At 39.0% G+C, this 16719-nt stretch carries 16 protein-coding genes; 8 read left to right on the top strand and 8 right to left on the bottom strand.

The annotated features are described in order from the left end of the window. Positions 1 to 3: 3 nt before the first annotated feature. Both panB and ASE55_RS01375 read right to left on the bottom strand, forming a co-directional pair. Positions 4 to 819 (bottom strand): 3-methyl-2-oxobutanoate hydroxymethyltransferase, encoded by an 816-nt coding sequence (gene panB, locus ASE55_RS01380; RefSeq protein ID WP_056214474.1) that lies wholly within the window; start codon positions 817 to 819, stop codon positions 4 to 6. Between the two features lie 63 nt (positions 820 to 882). Beyond that, positions 883 to 1596 (bottom strand): Crp/Fnr family transcriptional regulator, encoded by a 714-nt coding sequence (locus ASE55_RS01375; protein WP_056214471.1) that lies wholly within the window; start codon positions 1594 to 1596, stop codon positions 883 to 885. An 89-nt stretch (positions 1597 to 1685) separates the two neighbouring features. On the opposite strand from ASE55_RS01375, the gene ASE55_RS01370 reads away from it, so the two are divergent. The 8 genes from ASE55_RS01370 to ASE55_RS01335 all read left to right on the top strand — a co-directional run bounded on the left by ASE55_RS01370 (position 1686) and on the right by ASE55_RS01335 (position 10544). Next, the gene (locus ASE55_RS01370; protein ID WP_185116266.1) at positions 1686 to 4064 is read left to right on the top strand and encodes a heavy metal translocating P-type ATPase; all 2379 of its coding nucleotides are present in this window, start codon (positions 1686 to 1688) and stop codon (positions 4062 to 4064) included. A gap of 109 nt (positions 4065 to 4173) precedes the next feature. Continuing rightward, complete coding sequence (gene ccoS / locus ASE55_RS01365) at positions 4174 to 4383, top strand: cbb3-type cytochrome oxidase assembly protein CcoS (RefSeq protein ID WP_056214465.1); 210 nt, start codon at positions 4174 to 4176, stop codon at positions 4381 to 4383. A gap of 21 nt (positions 4384 to 4404) precedes the next feature. After that, positions 4405 to 6663: a cytochrome-c oxidase, cbb3-type subunit I gene (gene ccoN, locus ASE55_RS01360; protein WP_056214462.1), complete on the top strand. Its 2259-nt coding sequence runs from the start codon at positions 4405 to 4407 to the stop codon at positions 6661 to 6663. An 18-nt stretch (positions 6664 to 6681) separates the two neighbouring features. Beyond that, positions 6682 to 6882, top strand: coding sequence for a cbb3-type cytochrome oxidase subunit 3 (locus tag ASE55_RS01355; RefSeq protein ID WP_056214459.1), 201 nt, complete (start codon positions 6682 to 6684; stop codon positions 6880 to 6882). A 9-nt stretch (positions 6883 to 6891) separates the two neighbouring features. Beyond that, complete coding sequence (locus tag ASE55_RS01350; protein ID WP_056214457.1) at positions 6892 to 7773, top strand: cbb3-type cytochrome c oxidase N-terminal domain-containing protein; 882 nt, start codon at positions 6892 to 6894, stop codon at positions 7771 to 7773. A gap of 99 nt (positions 7774 to 7872) precedes the next feature. Next, positions 7873 to 9327: a cytochrome c oxidase accessory protein CcoG gene (gene ccoG / locus ASE55_RS01345; protein ID WP_056214454.1), complete on the top strand. Its 1455-nt coding sequence runs from the start codon at positions 7873 to 7875 to the stop codon at positions 9325 to 9327. A gap of 9 nt (positions 9328 to 9336) precedes the next feature. After that, a complete protein-coding gene (locus ASE55_RS01340; RefSeq protein WP_056214452.1) occupies positions 9337 to 9789 on the top strand; it encodes a FixH family protein in 453 nt (150 codons plus the stop codon). After that, complete coding sequence (locus ASE55_RS01335; RefSeq protein ID WP_056214449.1) at positions 9780 to 10544, top strand: sulfite exporter TauE/SafE family protein; 765 nt, start codon at positions 9780 to 9782, stop codon at positions 10542 to 10544. The genes ASE55_RS01340 and ASE55_RS01335 overlap by 10 nt, the downstream gene beginning before the upstream one ends. 72 nt (positions 10545 to 10616) lie before the next feature. Here the strand turns inward: ASE55_RS01335 and serS are convergent, their stop codons facing one another. The 6 genes from serS to ASE55_RS01305 all read right to left on the bottom strand — a co-directional run bounded on the left by serS (position 10617) and on the right by ASE55_RS01305 (position 16691). Continuing rightward, complete coding sequence (gene serS / locus ASE55_RS01330) at positions 10617 to 11885, bottom strand: serine--tRNA ligase (protein WP_056214446.1); 1269 nt, start codon at positions 11883 to 11885, stop codon at positions 10617 to 10619. A 67-nt stretch (positions 11886 to 11952) separates the two neighbouring features. Next, on the bottom strand, positions 11953 to 12456 hold the full coding sequence (locus ASE55_RS01325; RefSeq protein WP_056214444.1) for a hypothetical protein: 504 nt from the start codon (positions 12454 to 12456) through the stop codon (positions 11953 to 11955). 90 nt (positions 12457 to 12546) lie between these two features. Beyond that, on the bottom strand, positions 12547 to 13812 hold the full coding sequence (locus ASE55_RS01320) for a polysaccharide biosynthesis C-terminal domain-containing protein (protein WP_056214441.1): 1266 nt from the start codon (positions 13810 to 13812) through the stop codon (positions 12547 to 12549). Then, entirely contained in the window at positions 13809 to 14945 is a 1137-nt protein-coding gene (locus ASE55_RS01315; protein ID WP_056214439.1) for a glycosyltransferase, read from the bottom strand. The genes ASE55_RS01320 and ASE55_RS01315 overlap by 4 nt, the downstream gene beginning before the upstream one ends. 93 nt (positions 14946 to 15038) lie before the next feature. Next, a complete protein-coding gene (locus tag ASE55_RS01310) occupies positions 15039 to 15527 on the bottom strand; it encodes a hypothetical protein (RefSeq protein ID WP_056214437.1) in 489 nt (162 codons plus the stop codon). A gap of 24 nt (positions 15528 to 15551) precedes the next feature. Next, positions 15552 to 16691, bottom strand: a complete 1140-nt coding sequence (locus ASE55_RS01305; protein WP_056214434.1) for a hypothetical protein — start codon at positions 16689 to 16691, stop codon at positions 15552 to 15554. Between the last annotated feature and the right edge of the window lie 28 nt (positions 16692 to 16719).

Below are 16719 nucleotides of genomic sequence, written 5' to 3'. Positions count from 1 at the left end.
AAGTTAATAGCTTTCTTTTTCATTCGGGAAACTCACATCTTTCACATCTTTCACATATTGTGCAACTGCACCTGTGATTTCTGTATAAAGATCGAGGTATCTTCTCAGGAATTTCGGGCTAAAGCCCTGGTTCATTCCTACCATGTCATGATATACGAGAACCTGTCCGTCACAATCAGCACCTGCCCCGATCCCGATGGTTGGAATCGTAATAGCTTCCGTTACTTTTTTTGCCAGATCTGCAGGAATTTTCTCCAAAACCACGGCAAAGCATCCCAGTTCTTCCAGAAGCTGTGCATCGGCAATTAATTTTTCAGCTTCGGCTTCTTCTTTAGCCCTTACTTTATACGTCCCGAATTTATAAATAGACTGAGGGGTTAAACCTAAATGCCCCATTACCGGAATTCCGGCATTGATTATTTTTTTAATGGATTTTGAAATCTCCTTTCCTCCTTCAATTTTTACAGCGTGTGCCCCTCCTTCTTTCATCATTCTTACCGCAGATTCAAGTGCTTTTTCAGGATTGCTCTGGTAGGTTCCGAAAGGCAGGTCTGCTACAACCAGTGCCCTGTTGGTTCCACGGACAACACTCTGGGCATGGTAAATCATCTGGTCCAGGGTAATAGGCAGGGTCGTTTCAAAACCCGCCATGACATTAGCCGCAGAATCTCCGATCAGAACAGCATCGATCCCTCCTGCATCCACCATTTTGGCCGTGGTATAATCATAAGCCGTAAGCATGGTTATTTTATCCTTGTCGAATTTCATTTTACGCAAGGTTTCAGTGGTAACTTTTTTAATTTCAGAATGAACAGACATAAGGTATCTATTTTTAAAAGTTAAAAAGTCGGCACTGAGCCGACTTAAGTTTGTGTATGATTTTTATAAAACTACGTGACCTAGTTTCATTAATTTGTCGTGGTTGAGAATTTTAATATTCCGTCCGTCTACTTCAATGAGCTGGTCTCCTTTAAATTCAGAGATCAGACGGATGGCACTTTCGGTAGCCGTCCCGATGATATTGGCAATTTCTTCTCTTGTTAAAGAAATTTTAATAAACCCCTCAGGGTCAACGCCTAATTTCTGCTCCAGCAGCAATAAAATTTCCGCCAGTCTTTCTCTTACTGTTTTCTGGGCAAGAAAAGTGATGGTATTGGATGATTCTCCCAATTCATAGGAAATTTTCTGAAGCATCACAAAAGAAAGCTGCGGGTCTACTTCCAGCAGGTACATAAAAACATCCGCAGGTAAAAAAGTAGCTTCAATATCGGTCATTGCTTCTGCTTTTGCCTGGAAATTTTCACCGCACAGAAGAGAACGGTAGCCGATGATATCGCCTTCTTTGATAAACCTTAAAATCTGGTCTTTACCAAAAGCCCCCGACTTTGATAATTTAGCCGCTCCTTTTTCTAAAAAGTATACGCCTTTGGGTATTTCACCGTCTTCGAAAATGGTATCGTGTTTCTGGAAACTCAGTCTTTTTTTAGCATTTATATATCTCTCAAAATCAGCGTTGGAAAGTCTTTCCTTGAATGATTTATCATTAAAAACCCTGGCGAACCTTTCTTCGATGGCAATCTGTTGTCCCTGCGACATTCTACATGATATTTATCACAAAAATAGAACTTTTTAACTCGATAAACAAAAAAAATTGTTATAATTTTGTACTTCAATAATTTATGAAGGTGAGCGAAAACTGTTTTCATTGTGGTCAAGATATCGAAAAGGAAAGAATTTTATTTGATGAAAGAATTTTCTGCTGCAACGGTTGCAAATCGGTCTATGAGATTCTGAATACCAATAATTTAGCTAATTTTTACGAACTTAATAAAAGAGCCGGAATCCGTCCGGGTGATGCCAACTCTACCCAGTTTGATTATCTGGATACTCCGGAAATTTTTGAGAAGGTAACGGACTTCTCCGAAGGAGGCACCAGCCTGGTTACATTCAAGATCCCTGTAATCCACTGTTCTTCATGCATCTGGTTACTGGAAAGTCTTCACACATTAAATAAAAACATCAAGTATTCCCAGGTTAATTTCACCAGAAAGACCTTACAGATCTCTTTCAATCATAATGATTTAAAATTAAGCGAATTAGCTAATTTTCTAACGAATCTGGGCTACAGGCCTGTGATCAGTCTTGAAACAGCTGATAAAAATGTAGAACATCTGGACAAATCCCTGCTGATTAAGTTTGCCATTGCTGCTTTTGCTTTCGGTAACGGAATGTTCCTGTCTTTCCCAGAATATATCGGGGGCGAAGATTACTGGATGGATCATTACAAAGGTCTTTTCCGGGCTTTGATGTGTATGCTGGCCATTCCTGTTGTGGTATATTCCGCGTCAGATTATTATAAATCTGCATGGTACGGCTTAAAAAACAGAATCGTTAATATTGACGTACCGATTGTACTGGGAATCATTGTGCTTTTCGGGCGTAGTTTATATGAAGTAGCTACTGATTACGGTCCCGGGTATTTTGATACTTTATGCGGACTCCTGTTCTTCATGCTGTTAGGAAAGATCTTCCAGAAAAGAACCTACAATGCCTTATCATACGACAGGGATTACAAATCCTTCTACCCGATTGCGGTAACCAAGGTTGATTTTGACGGGAAACAGGACAATATCCTGCTGTCAGAAATTAAAATCGGGGACCGGATCATGGTGAGAAACCAGGAGATTATCCCCGTTGATGCGATTTTGATTAACGGCGAGGGAAATATCGACAACAGTTTTATTACAGGAGAAAGTGCAACCATCGGTAAACAGCCGGGAGATAAAATCTTCGCAGGAGGGAAACAGATCGGTTCTTCCCTGGAACTGGAAGTGATAAAAAATGTAGACCAGAGTTATTTAACCCAGCTCTGGAATAAAGAAGCTTTTAAGAAACACGAAACCGGACTGGATACGCTGACGAATAATGTAAGCAAGTATTTCACGTTCATTATTTTAGGAATAGCTTTAATTTCAGGGATTTACTGGTATTTTATTGATTTAAATACGATGTTCCAGGTAATATCCGCCATTCTGATTATCGCCTGTCCGTGTGCGCTTGCCTTATCTGCTCCGTTCACTTTCGGGCACATTATGAGGATTCTGGGACGGAATAAATTTTATGTAAAAGACACCCTTACCATTGAAAAAATTGCCAAGCTTGACACGATTGTATTTGACAAAACGGGAACCATTACCCACAGGAAAAAATCAAATATAAAGTATGACGGCACTGAGATCAAAGAGTTTGACTCACTGAATATTAAAACGTTATTAAAAAACTCAAACCACCCGCTTTCCAAATCGCTGTATGAATTTATTGACGTGACGGATGAATACTTTCCCGTTGAGAATTTTCAGGAGATTTCAGGAAAGGGCTACGAAGCAAGTGTAAGAGGAAATGTATATAAAATCGGTTCTGCAGCATATAACGGCCAGAAATCCAGGAATCTTGAAACAGCCGTTTACATCAGCAGGAACGGTGAATTTTTAGGCAGGTTCATCTTTAAGAATGAATACCGGGAAAACCTGAAGAATCTATTTAAAAAGCTCAGCAGTTACCAGGTATTTATCTTAAGCGGAGATAATTCTTCTGAAGAACACCAGCTGAAAGAACTGATCCCGAATTATAAGGCGATGGCCTTTAATCAGAACCCCGAAGACAAATTGAATTATATCCAGGATCTTCAGAGTCAAAACCTGAGGGTAGCGATGATCGGGGACGGATTGAATGATGCGGGAGCTTTGAAACAGAGCAACGTAGGAATTGCGATTGCAGATGACAGCAACAGTTTTACCCCTTCTTCAGACGTTATTATGAACGGTGAAAAAGTGGTCACCCTGGACAGATATTTAAACGTCTGCAAGGGCTCCATTAAAATTGTGAAAATGACATTTATAATCAGTTTTCTTTATAATATTGTCGGTTTAAGTTATGCAGTAACAGGACATATGCATCCGCTTTTCGCTGCGTTGATCATGCCGGCAAGTTCAATCACAGTTGTTTCATTTACTACTTTTTCCACCTGGATCCTCGGAAGAAAATATTTCAAAAACCGGGCTTAAACCCGCTTATTTAGACTGATTTTAAATTAGCTGAAAACCGTATTTCGTGATGAAAGTCATTATTTTTCCTTAAATTTGAGACCCGAAAATAGGTTAATTTTGTTGTCTAATGGATATTCTTTATTTAATGATCCTTTGCAGTGTTTCTTTGGCTGCAGTTTTTCTGGTGGTGTTTATCATATACGCCAGGAAAGGACAGTTCGAGGATGATGAATCTCCCGCTGTAAGAATCCTCTTTGACTCCGATGAAATCAAGGAAAAAGACGAAACTAATGACAATGGAAACAAAGATGAAACAGGAGAAAATAATAAAAATTGAAGAAAAAAGTGAATAGTTGATATGGAAACACAGAAGTTTAGTTATGACAACAGTATTGTCCGGGCATTCCTTTATGCGACCGTAGTTTTCGGGATCATAGGGTTTTTGTTTGGGCTTACGGCTGCATTAATGCTTTTCTACCCTGAACTTCCGGAATTTTTGTTCGGAACGGATGATACTACCATTACCAGTATGGGTGGCAGTATTCAGGGCTTAATAAACACACATGGTGCATTCGGGTTCGGAAGAATCAGGATGCTGCACACGACTACTGTAATTTTTGCATTCGTAATGAACGTTGTATATGTTGGGGTATATTACTCTTTACAGCGTTTGTTGAAAACAAGAATGTACAGTGATACCCTGTCATGGATCCATTTCTGGACCTGGCAGATTATGATCATCGTGACCTACATTACATTCTTTATGGGAATCAATACTTCCAAAGAATATGCAGAGCACGAATGGCCGATTGACATTTTAATTACATTCTCATGGGTAATTTTCGGAGCGAATATGTTCCTGACGATTGCAAAAAGAAGGGTAAGACACCTATATGTAGCCATCTGGTTCTACATCGGGACATGGATTGCGGTAGCGATGCTTCACATTTTTAACAATCTGGAAGTTCCTTTATCTTTCACAGGCTGGAAATCTTATTCAGCATATGCAGGGGTAAAAGACGCAATTGTACAATGGTGGTACGGACACAATGCGGTAGCATTCGTACTGACGACTCCGGTTCTTGGTCTGATGTATTATTTCTTACCGAAAGCGGCAGACAGACCGGTATTCTCGTATAAACTGTCTATTATCCACTTCTGGTCGTTAATTTTCGTATACATCTGGGCGGGACCTCACCACCTTCAGTATACAGCTTTACCGGCCTGGGCTCAGGCAGTGGGAACAGGTTTCTCCATCATGCTGATTGCTCCGTCATGGGGAGGTATGCTTAACGGTCTTCTTACCTTGAGAGGAGCGTGGGATAAGGTTAGAGAAAACCCGATCCTGAAGTTCTTTGTGGTAGCGGTTACCTGCTACGGAATGGCAACATTTGAAGGTCCGCTTTTAGCGACTAAAAATATTAACAAAATCGGTCACTTTACAGACTGGGTAATCGGACACGTACATTTAGGTGCACTGGGATGGAATGGTTTCATGGCATTCGGTGTTATTTACTACCTGATCCCGATCTTATGGAGAACAAAAATTTATTCGGTAAAACTGGCTAACTGGCATTTCTGGCTGGGAACGTTAGGGATTATTTTCTACGCCGTTCCGATGTATATCTCAGGATTTACACAGGGATTAATGTGGAAGCAGTTCAACCCGGACGGAACATTGGTTTGGAAAAACTGGCTGGATACGGTAACTGCAGTTATCCCTTATTTCAAAATGAGGTTCTTCGGAGGTTTCCTATATCTTTCAGGAGCATTATTAATGGTGGTTAACCTGATTGCTACGGTAAGAAAAGGATCATTCCAGAAAGAAGTACCTGCAGAAGCGCCTGCATTGGCAAACATCAGCGGGAAACGTAAGGAAGGAGAAGGAACCCACCTTTGGCTGGAAAGAACTCCGGTATTGTTAGGTATTCTTTCTTTACTGGCAATTTCAATCGGAAGTATGATCGAAATTATCCCTACCCTTTCTCTTAAGAAAAGTGTACCGACCATTTCAGCAGTGAAGCCTTATTCTCCACTGGAGCTTGAAGGAAGGGATCTTTATATCAGAGAGGGATGTAATGCATGCCACTCACAGATGGTAAGACCGTTCAGGGATGAGATTGTAAGATTCAACGGTAAAAACGGACAGTATTCCAAAGCCGGAGAGTTTGTATATGACAGACCGTTCCTTTGGGGATCTAAAAGAACCGGACCGGATTTACATAGAGAAGGAGGTAAGAACCCGAGTTCTTGGCACTATAAGCATATGTATAACCCGAGATCTACCTCTGCAGGTTCTATCATGCCTCGTTACCCTTGGCTGATTGCGACCAACCTGGACCGATCTAAAATGGTGGACAAAATGAAGCTGATGAAGAGTGCATTCGATGTTCCTTATACCAAAGCTGAAATTGATTCTGCCAATACATGGGCAGACAACCAGGCAACAAAAATCGTAAGGGATATTTTCTCTGAAGCATCAGACTTGAAAGAGGCTTATGCAAAAAGACCGAAAGGTGAACTGGAGAAAAAAGAAATTGTAGCATTGATCTCCTATCTGCAAAGATTAGGAACGGATATTAAGACAACTGAAATAAAAACAGCAAGTAATAACTAATATTAAAAGGATCACATCATGATACCGCAGAATTTTAAAGACATCTTATCCAATACCGATAACGCTGGTTTTTACCAGACCTTGGCTCTGATTTTCTTTATGCTGTTCTTCGTAGCTCTGGTTATATATGTTTTCAGCAAGCCTAAAAAATATTATAAAGAAGAGGAAGAAGCACCATTGCAGGATGATGAGGATGATGATTTTAATCTAAAAAATTAACTTTTTATTATGAAACAAAGAACACCGGTTGTTGTAAACATTTTAATAATAATTGGACTTTTAATAGTTTTTTATTATCTGTTTGTACAGAGTTATGAATTCCTGGGCTCGCCGTATTTCTGGGGGACTGTAGTGATTGCTGGTATTTTAGCCTACATCCACAGTGCCATTGGAGACCTTATTGAAAACAATAAGTTCAAGAGGCTGTCTCCTGAAGAAAAAGCAGCATATCTGGCAGAGAAAAGAGTACCTTATCTGGTAAGATTGTACAGTGCGGCATTCAAAAAACAGTCAGCAGACGAAGAAAAAGATATCCTTATTGACCACGGTTTCGATGGCATTATGGAATTGGATAACCAGTTGCCGAAATGGTGGCTTGGATTGTTCTACTTTGGCACCGTTTTTTGTATTGTTTATGTAGCAGCATATTCTTTTACAGATTTTGCCCACCCGATCAACGAGTACGAGCAAGAATACAAGGAACAGATTGCAGCCATTGATATTTATAATAAGACCCAGCCACCTGTAACCATTGAGACAGCTAAATATTCAGCTGATAATATTACAGACGGTAAAGAATTATTTAAAACAAACTGTGCATCATGTCACAAAGAAGACGGTAGTGGAGGTATCGGGCCAAACCTTACTGATAACTACTGGATCAACCAGCCTGAGAAAACTTTATTTAAAACGGTTTTCCACATGGACTGGAATGGATCTCCAACCAACCCTGCAATGAGGGCTTTTGGTAAAAACGGTGAAGTATCGGGTGCTGAAATTGAAAAGATTGCAGCATACGTATACCACATCAACCAGGAATTACCTCCGGTAACGCAGGATAAAGGCGGAGCAGCTCCTCAGGGTACCGAGGCGCATTGGGAAAAGGAATAATTTTAATTAAAAATTAAACATATGAAAAAAACATAATTTGTTATTAGATGAAAAAATAGTAACGAATTATGTTTTTTCTTTTTTAAAAATATTACAAACATGTCAGACATAGAAGAAATAGAAGTACGCGGCGGACAGGGGCAGGTTGTAGACCCTGAAACTTACAGAGATTCTATCGGAACTATGGACCAGTCCGGTAAAAGGAAATGGGTATATCCCAGAAAACCTAAAGGAAAATACACCAATTACAGATATCTGGTAAGTGCAGGCTTACTGCTTTTTTATTTTACCGTTCCGTTTATCACCATCAACGGCAATCCGTTTTTTTTATTTAACGTGATTGACCGTGAGTTTTTCATCTTCGGGCAGCCTTTTTATCCGCAGGATTTTTTCATCCTCACGTTGGGCGCCATTGCTTCTTTAATATTCATTATTGTATTTACCATAGCTTTCGGCAGAATTTTCTGCGGGTGGATCTGCCCTCAGACAATTTTCCTTGAAATGATCTTCCGTAAAATAGAATATGCAATTGAAGGAGACAGAAACAAGCAGATGAAGCTTGACAGACAGGAATGGAACAGCGAAAAGATCTGGAAACGAGGCTTGAAATGGAGCATTTACGTAATCATTTCATTAGTTATTACCCACTTTATGCTGATGTATATTGTCGGGTATAAAGAAATATTCAGGATTATATCAGAAGGGCCTTTTGCGCATCCTACCAATTTTATTGTAATGGTACTTTTTACCTCAGCATTTTATTTTGTATTTGCGTGGTTCAGGGAGCAGGTGTGTACGCTGGTATGCCCATATGGAAGATTGCAGGGGGTTTTAATAGATAAAGACACCATTAATGTATTCTACGATTTCAACAGAGGGGAAAACAGAGCCAAATGGAGAAAGGGTGAAGACAGGAAAGCAGCAGGAAAAGGAGACTGTATAGACTGCCACCAGTGTGTGGTTGTATGTCCTACAGGAATTGATATCCGTGACGGCCAGCAGCTGGAATGTGTTAACTGTACAGCCTGTATTGACGCCTGTGATGAAGTAATGGAAAAAGTAGGCCTTCCGAAAGGACTGATCCGGTATGCCTCCGAAAACGAGATTGAAAAGAGGACTGATTTCAAATTTACAGGAAGGATGAAAGGATTCGCCTTGATTCTTGTGATGTTGGTAGGATTTTTAGGATACCTTCTTTATAACCGTGGTGAAATGGAGGCTAAATTCATTAAACCTGCAGGAAGTACATTCTTTGTAAGGGACGGGAATATTACCAATACCTACAATTATACTTTCCTGAATAAAACCAACGATAAGAAAATAGTTACCGTTAAAGTAATAGAACCGAAACATGGGGAAGTGATCTACAGTGGATCAAGCAAAATTACTTTAGAAAGGGATAAAATGACCAAAGGAACCATCAACATAAGCTTCCCGGAAAGTGAAATGAACCTTTCCAAGCAGAATATTACCATTGGTGTGTATGATATGAAAGGGAACCTGGTAGATTCTTACCTGACTTATTTTGAGGGACCGTTTAAATTACAATTTTAATTTTTAAAAATGAAAAACTTTAATTGGGGACACGGTATGGTAATCGCATTACTGGCGTTCATCATTTTTATATTGTCCATGCTGTTTTTATTTCCGAACGGACAAAAAAATTCGGAAATGGTAACGGATAATTATTACGAAGAAGAACTGAAATACCAGGATGTAATTGATGCCAAAGGAAGAGCAGACCAGTTACAGGAAAAACCGGTATACAGCCAGGATAAAAGCGGGATTAAAATAACATTCCCGAAAGATTATGACAATTCAAACGCAACGGTAAAATTTGTCTTAAACAGAACCGACGATCAGAACCTTGACATCCATAAATCTGTACAGCTTGATATGAACAAATCATTTTTAATTCCTGCACAGGTTTTGACACCGGGAAATTATACGTTAAGGTTAAGCTGGACAAAAGATAAAAAAGACTACCGGCTGGATTATGATGTGATATGGAAATAGCACTTGTAATATCAGCCATTGCACTGGGTTTTGCTTCCGGGTTCCACTGTGTCGGAATGTGCGGGCCGATTGCATTATCAATGGGACTGACTAAAAAGCAGGCTACCAACTTTTACCTTCAGAATCTCACTTACCAGTTCGGAAGAATATTTACTTATTCTCTTTTGGGCGCGGTATTGGGAATCATCGGTGAAGGTTTTGAAATGGCCGGTTTCCAGAAATACCTTACCATTGCCGTAGGTATTCTGTTGATTGTTATGGCGGTATTTTCTTTTGGCGGTAAAGATTTTGCTTCAAAAATCCCTTTCTTCTCTAAATTTTTGTTTAAAGTGAAATCAAATTTAGGAAGGCTGCTTCAGAAAGCGGATTACCGTTCAAGATTTACCACCGGGCTGTTAAACGGCTTTCTACCGTGCGGAATGGTTTATATGGCTTTAACAGCAAGCTTAGCAAGCGGAGGAATATGGCAGGGAGCCTTATATATGGCCTTATTCGGTTTCGGAACCCTTCCATTTATGTTTGCTGTAGTTTTAGTCGGGAACCTGATCAATCAGGCATTCAGGGTGAAAGTGCTAAAAGCCGTTCCTGTTGTCATGATTATTCTGGGAGGGCTGTTTATTGTACGGGGCCTTGAACTGGGTATTCCTTATATCTCTCCGAGAGCAGAAGCAATGACGATTTCAAGAGATAACCAGGGTGACTGCCATTTACCGGGAGATCACAGTACGCATGATCACAATGCTAATTGTCACTGATAAATTGATATATAATAACAAAAACGGATCAGTTAATCTGATCCGTTTTTTATTTGTGTAAACCTAAATTTGCTAATTAATCAAATCAAATCTCGCATACTCAGCAATCTTTTTCGGAAGCTTAATGCCTTCCGCAGTCTGGTTGTTTTCTAGCAGAGCAGCCATGATCCTTGGCAGCGCCATTGCAGAACCGTTCAGCGTATGAACCAGCTGGGATTTCCCACCTGTTTTATAACGGCATTTTAATCTGTTGGCCTGGAACGTTTCAAAATTAGAAACAGAACTTACTTCCAGCCACATTTCCTGGGCTGCGCTCCACACTTCGAAATCATAAGTCATTGCAGAAGCAAAACCGGTATCTCCTCCACAAAGCCTCAATACCCTGTAAGGAAGCTCAAGATCAGTTAATATCTCTTTAATATGCTCTACCATTTCTTCCAGGACAGCATAAGAATTTTCAGGCTTTTCAATTCTTACAATTTCTACTTTCTCAAACTGATGAAGACGGTTCAGGCCTCTTACATGAGCCCCATAGCTTCCCGCTTCCCTTCTGTAACATTGAGAAAAGGCCGTATTTTTAATCGGAAGATCCTTTTCTTCAAGTAAAACATCACGGTATAAATTGGTTACCGGAACTTCGGCTGTAGGAATTAAATATAAATTATCTTCATTAATAAAATACATTTGCCCTTCTTTATCAGGCAATTGCCCCGTTCCGTAACCGGATGCTTCATTCACAACGTGAGGCGGATTTACTTCCATATACCCTTTCTCAACATTTTTATCTAAAAAATACTGAACCAAAGCTCTCTGCAGCCTTGCTCCTTTTCCAAGATAAACAGGAAAACCAGCACCTGCAATTTTTACTCCTAATTCAAAATCAATCAGGTTGTATTTTTTTGCCAGTTCCCAGTGAGGGATCGCACCTTCTCCAAGACCTTCTACGTCATGAGACTGATAAATAATCTCATTATCCTCTGCAGAAGCCCCGCTTTTTACCAGTTCGTACGGAATATTCGGGAGCTGGTATAAAATATTGAGCAAATCTTTTTCTCTTACATCCAACTGAGATTTCAATTGTGATGTCGACTCTTTAAGCTGTGCTGTTTTAGATTTTGCGGCTTCAGCTTCTTCTTTTTTCCCTTCTTTCATCAAAAGCCCGATTTCCTTGGAAATTTTATTGCTTTCAGAAAGCTGCGAATCCAGTTCAAACTGAATTTTTTTTCTGTCATCGTCAGTAGCAATAGCCTCATCTACCAACTCAAGATTCCTGAACTGTCTTTTTTTAAGACCTTCTAAAACGCGCTTTTTGTTGTCGCGCAAAAAATTGACTTGTAACATTTTATTTAGATGTTAGTGATTAGAATGTTGTGCATGGAAATGCCAACCTTTTTGCAAATGTATAAAATTATTTTACGATCGTCACTACGTTCGGCGCACCGTCCTGCTTAGTAAATCTCAGCGTATCATTGTAATAGACCTTCGAGACTTCGAAAACGTTGGGGGTCATACGGTACTGTACTTCAAGTTTATCATTGATGGTATCCAGAATGCTATTATTGAGCCTTTTGATCAGTGAAACCGTAATGACTGAATGGTAGGTTTTATTGTCAGGATCAAGGGTATCCAGCCCTATCCTTCTGGCGCCTGCAATGTATTCTATAAAAAGTGTAGAATCTGCCGTTGCCCTGAGCGAAGTGCTGACCGGAGCAAGATCTGCTACTCCGTTTACATCATTCATGGAATACGTAAAATAGGTAGCACCTGCCTTATTGTTAAGAAGGTCCCGCCCGGCTCCGTTTTTCATATAAATATTTAAAATCTGATCAATTCTCTGCACGTCATCATCATCTGTCTTACAGCTCAGGAATGCACAGAAAATTACCAGAAATCCAAAAATAATATTTCTCATTTCACACAAAGATAAAAACTTATTTTAATTTTATTGCTGATTTATATGAGCTTTAGGATTATTTGCTTTCAGGCCGGTACCGTATTTAAACTATTTTTTCAAAAACTTTTTCAGCAAAAGATTCATTTCAGCTCTGGAGAGTATAAAATCCTGAAGGTTGAATTCCGTGATCTGGTAAAACCTCCAGAACAGTAAAGCAGAGGATAGACAATATGAAACAGAAGTGATTATACACGCTCCCTTGATTCCCCATTTCGGAATGACAAAAACAGAAGAAATAACCGTGAATATAAGTCCGATCACAGATTTTACATTTAAAATCCTCAGCTTATTGATTCCGGCAAAATAATATCCAATAATATTGCTTACGGCAATGGCTAAAATTCCGGGAGAAAGGTACAGGACAATCTCTTTGGTCTGGCTGAAATCCTTCCCGAAAACAAGGGAATACAACCTCGCAGGAATCATTAACATCATCGCGATGAACAGCAGAGTAACTAAAAAGCTTACCCGTAACGAAACCTTGGTTTTTTCAATAGCTTCATTAGAATTTTTATTATTTAGAATATCTGCATACAGCACAACGGAAAGGCTTCGGCTTACCGTCCAGATCGCTTCGGAAAAGGCAACACCTATGGAAAAAATACCGACACTTACAATTCCCCTGAAATATTCCAGAAAATAAAAGGACAGTCTGTTATTCAGAAACTGTAAAAAGGCGCTCAGCTGGGTTTTCCAGCCGTAGTCAAATAATTGGCCGGCTATTTTTTTGGAAAATACAATTTGCTTCAAATTACAATACTTAAGAACCTGGAAAGTACTCATAAAGAATAAAACCCCAAAACAGCTGATCTGTGCCATGAAATATGCATCAACAGACGTGATCTTAACAGCGTAAACGATGACAACAATAAATATAATGTGTATAACCTGCTGTAAAACCGTATAGAGATTGAACATTCTTATATTCTGCTGCCCGACAAATAAATTAACGTTGGCCGCAAGAAGCGAAGATAAAACGGAAAGTGCCATCAGGTAACCGGAATATTCCGAAGCATGATTAAAGCTGAAAATCACAGGCACTGAAATTCCTACAGCAACCGACCACAGATAAGCGAACGGCAAGATTTCCTCAATTCTGTATTTTGAAGCAAAGTAACTCATGCTGCTTCCTACAAAAATATTGGCGAAGAAACTGATGATGGTAAGGTCTGCAATAACGATTGAAATGACGCCTTTCCCCTCACTCCCCCACATATTGGTAGAGTAAATGACCAGCCCGAAATTTAATATTAAAATTAAAAACCGGGAAACAAGCGTTTTGAGAAGCGTTTTGAGAATCGTTTTTTGCTTCATCTTCGAGTTATTGAATTTCCGACGAAGTTTATAAATGATTCTTTAATAATATTCCAGTTATACTTTCTCTCATATTCCGTTCTGGCATTCTGCGCATGAAGTGCATATAGATCAGGATTATCCACGTAATTCAGAACCAGATCAGCAATGGCTTCAGCATTTTCAGGATCAACAAGGTATCCGAATTCTGACACATTCATATGCTGCCTTATCGCTTTCAGATCCGTATAAATTACAGGCTTTCCGGAAGCTGCATAATAAAATATTTTAATGGGCAGGCAGTGGTGGTTTTCAAAATTCAATGCTCTTAAATCAAAACAGATATTGGCATCAGCATATGCTTCCGTAAAAGTCTCAAACGAAGCGGATTTCCCGATGGTCATATTTTCAAACCGGTACTTAGAAACTAATTCGGCGAAATACTTCCCATCTTTTTCTTTTCTGGTTCCTCCGATCAAAAGAATGCAGACATCAAGCTCAGGCCTCTTCTTCCTTACCCTGTCAGCAGCAGCAAAAAAATTACCGATTCCTTTTTCTTCAGAAAACTGACCTGTGTAACATAAGGTGATTTTATTTTTCTCCGGTTTTTTATGCTTTTGATGAATATAAATATCATCCGGATAATATGGTAAGACAACAGATTTTTTGAATGGGAAAAAGTAAGCCAGCGGAAACTTCTTTGTGTCTTCACCGAAAATATAATGTGTGCTGATGAAACCCGCATACAGTTGGATCAGAAAAAATTTAAAAGCATGAATAATATTTAACGGAAAGGAGAAATTTTCAACCATCCGCATCGATGGATACCATTCTGTAATATCATAAATAACACTTACCTTTTTACTTTTCCTGATCTTGCGTGTAGAAATAACGGCTAACGGCTCGGAACAGATGATACAGTCCGGCTGAAATTCATCAATAATCTTTTGGAAAACCGCTTTTTTTTCTTCTGTATTTTTATCTAAAACGGAAAAGGATTCAATTTGAATTCCTTCAGCACTCCCTTGAAACTCTACTGAAAGGCTGCATATTTTAACCTGATGACCCTGATCCTTTAAGGCTTTTGCCTGATGATAGAAAATCCGGTCATCATCATATCGGTGGGCAGTTGTTAAAAACAGGATTTCAGGCATCTTTTTCAGAATTTCAGGATCAAAACGTTGCAAATATACTTAAAGCAAAAAAAAGTGGACTGCTCCACTTTTATTTTTATTCATATCTGTTAATTATTTGATGGAAGCTGCCCAGCTCCTTTCAAAAGGTAAAAGAAAATTTCCTATAAATTCCAGATAGGTATTCTTTGAAAAATCAAATACCTGAATGTCCCGGGAAATTTCACCGCTTCTTACTTTACTTTTAAAATCAATAAGCTTAAGCGTTTTTACTTCATCGTTTTCAATAAAACAGGCTTTCATTCTGTCGAACAAGCCAAGCTGGTATTCCCCATCAATTTCTCTCATTACTTTGCCCAACGCATCAATACTGCATCCGGAAGCCATTTCTTTCTCTTCGTCCACACAAATAATGATGAACTGATTTTTCTCAATCTTAAAAGATGACGAAAGCGGTTTTCCATGAGCTGCCCAGCTTGCCAGGAAGTCAAAAAGCTTTTCCGTAATTGCTTTTGCTTCTTTTGTCTCCAGCGGCCTGGATGCCGGATATATGATAACCCTGTAATCGTTGGTTTCTACTATGTTTGATTCTTCAATCTTCATTCCTGATAAATTTAAAGTATAAAATTACGGAATTTTCCTGAGTCTGGAATCATTGTATCTTTTTCCTGCCGCCCAAAGAAATACCACAAAAAGCATCATGATAAACCCGAAGAAGAATCTCAGCCCTGATGAATGCGGGAAAAATATGAACTTAACATAAATATTGGCGAAAATCAGCAAAGAACAAATTCTTATCCACGGATCTTTTGAGCACAAGAATGTCAATCCTACCAATACCACGGATGTGAGTGTTACTTTTTTAAAATAGATAATTTTCTGGAAAAAAATTTCAAAATATTCTTTTATACTGAAATCAGGCGGCGGTCCGGATATAAAATGGCGCCTGTAAATAAAGGTATCGTAAAAAAGATGTTTCCATCCCGGATAATGACAGACTTTAATGATAACCATATAAAGAACCAAAAGAATAAAACCCTGAAATGCAAAACTGAAATCCAGCTTTTTTGTTTTATAATATTCATATAAACCCTTAACAGCCAGATAGCTTAAAGTAAGTGGAATATAATCCGGCCTGATAAAAATAATGGCGAATAAAATCAGAAACATCAGCCACGGTTTCCATTTCTGAAGCAATCCGATCATAAAGACCATTAAAAACTGAAAGATGAACATATCGGGTGTTGAGATTCTCGACATGTAGGTCATAGGTGGTAAAATCATAACACCAACCGTTATCATTCCTGCCAGAAGATAATTTTCGGGAAAAGTAATTTTCAATATGTAAAAAAACAGCAATCCTGAAATAAGATAAGAAATGATGCTTAACATCAGTACCGATTTTGGAGATGTGAGACCGATCCCATATAATGCTGAAACAGCAAGATTATATCCGACTTTGATCTGGAAATAAGGCAACTGTTCACTGAATGCCTTGGTATTATTGGCAAAAGCCTGACGTGCTTTGTCAGCGGGTTTCAGAATGCCGAGAATATCTTTATACTGCAGTTCCGGTGCTTCTTTCCGGATTTGAGTATAGGTAAGTGTACGGACTTTATCCGGATCACCCGGATATTTCCAGGTATATAAACAACCGATATATCCCGGCATATCCCAGTCGAAAATCCTGTTTTTATAGTTCCAGACGCTAAGAGCAATGATAGTAATAACTACAATAAAAAAAGAAAGCCTCCACTTTGTTTTCATGGGGTATTAATCGTTAAGATTTATTATT

The organism is Chryseobacterium sp. Leaf201, from assembly GCF_001421435.1.
Lineage (GTDB): Bacteria > Bacteroidota > Bacteroidia > Flavobacteriales > Weeksellaceae > Chryseobacterium.
Note: the sequence above shows the minus strand (reverse complement) of the source record. Positions and strands in the feature narration are given on the sequence as shown.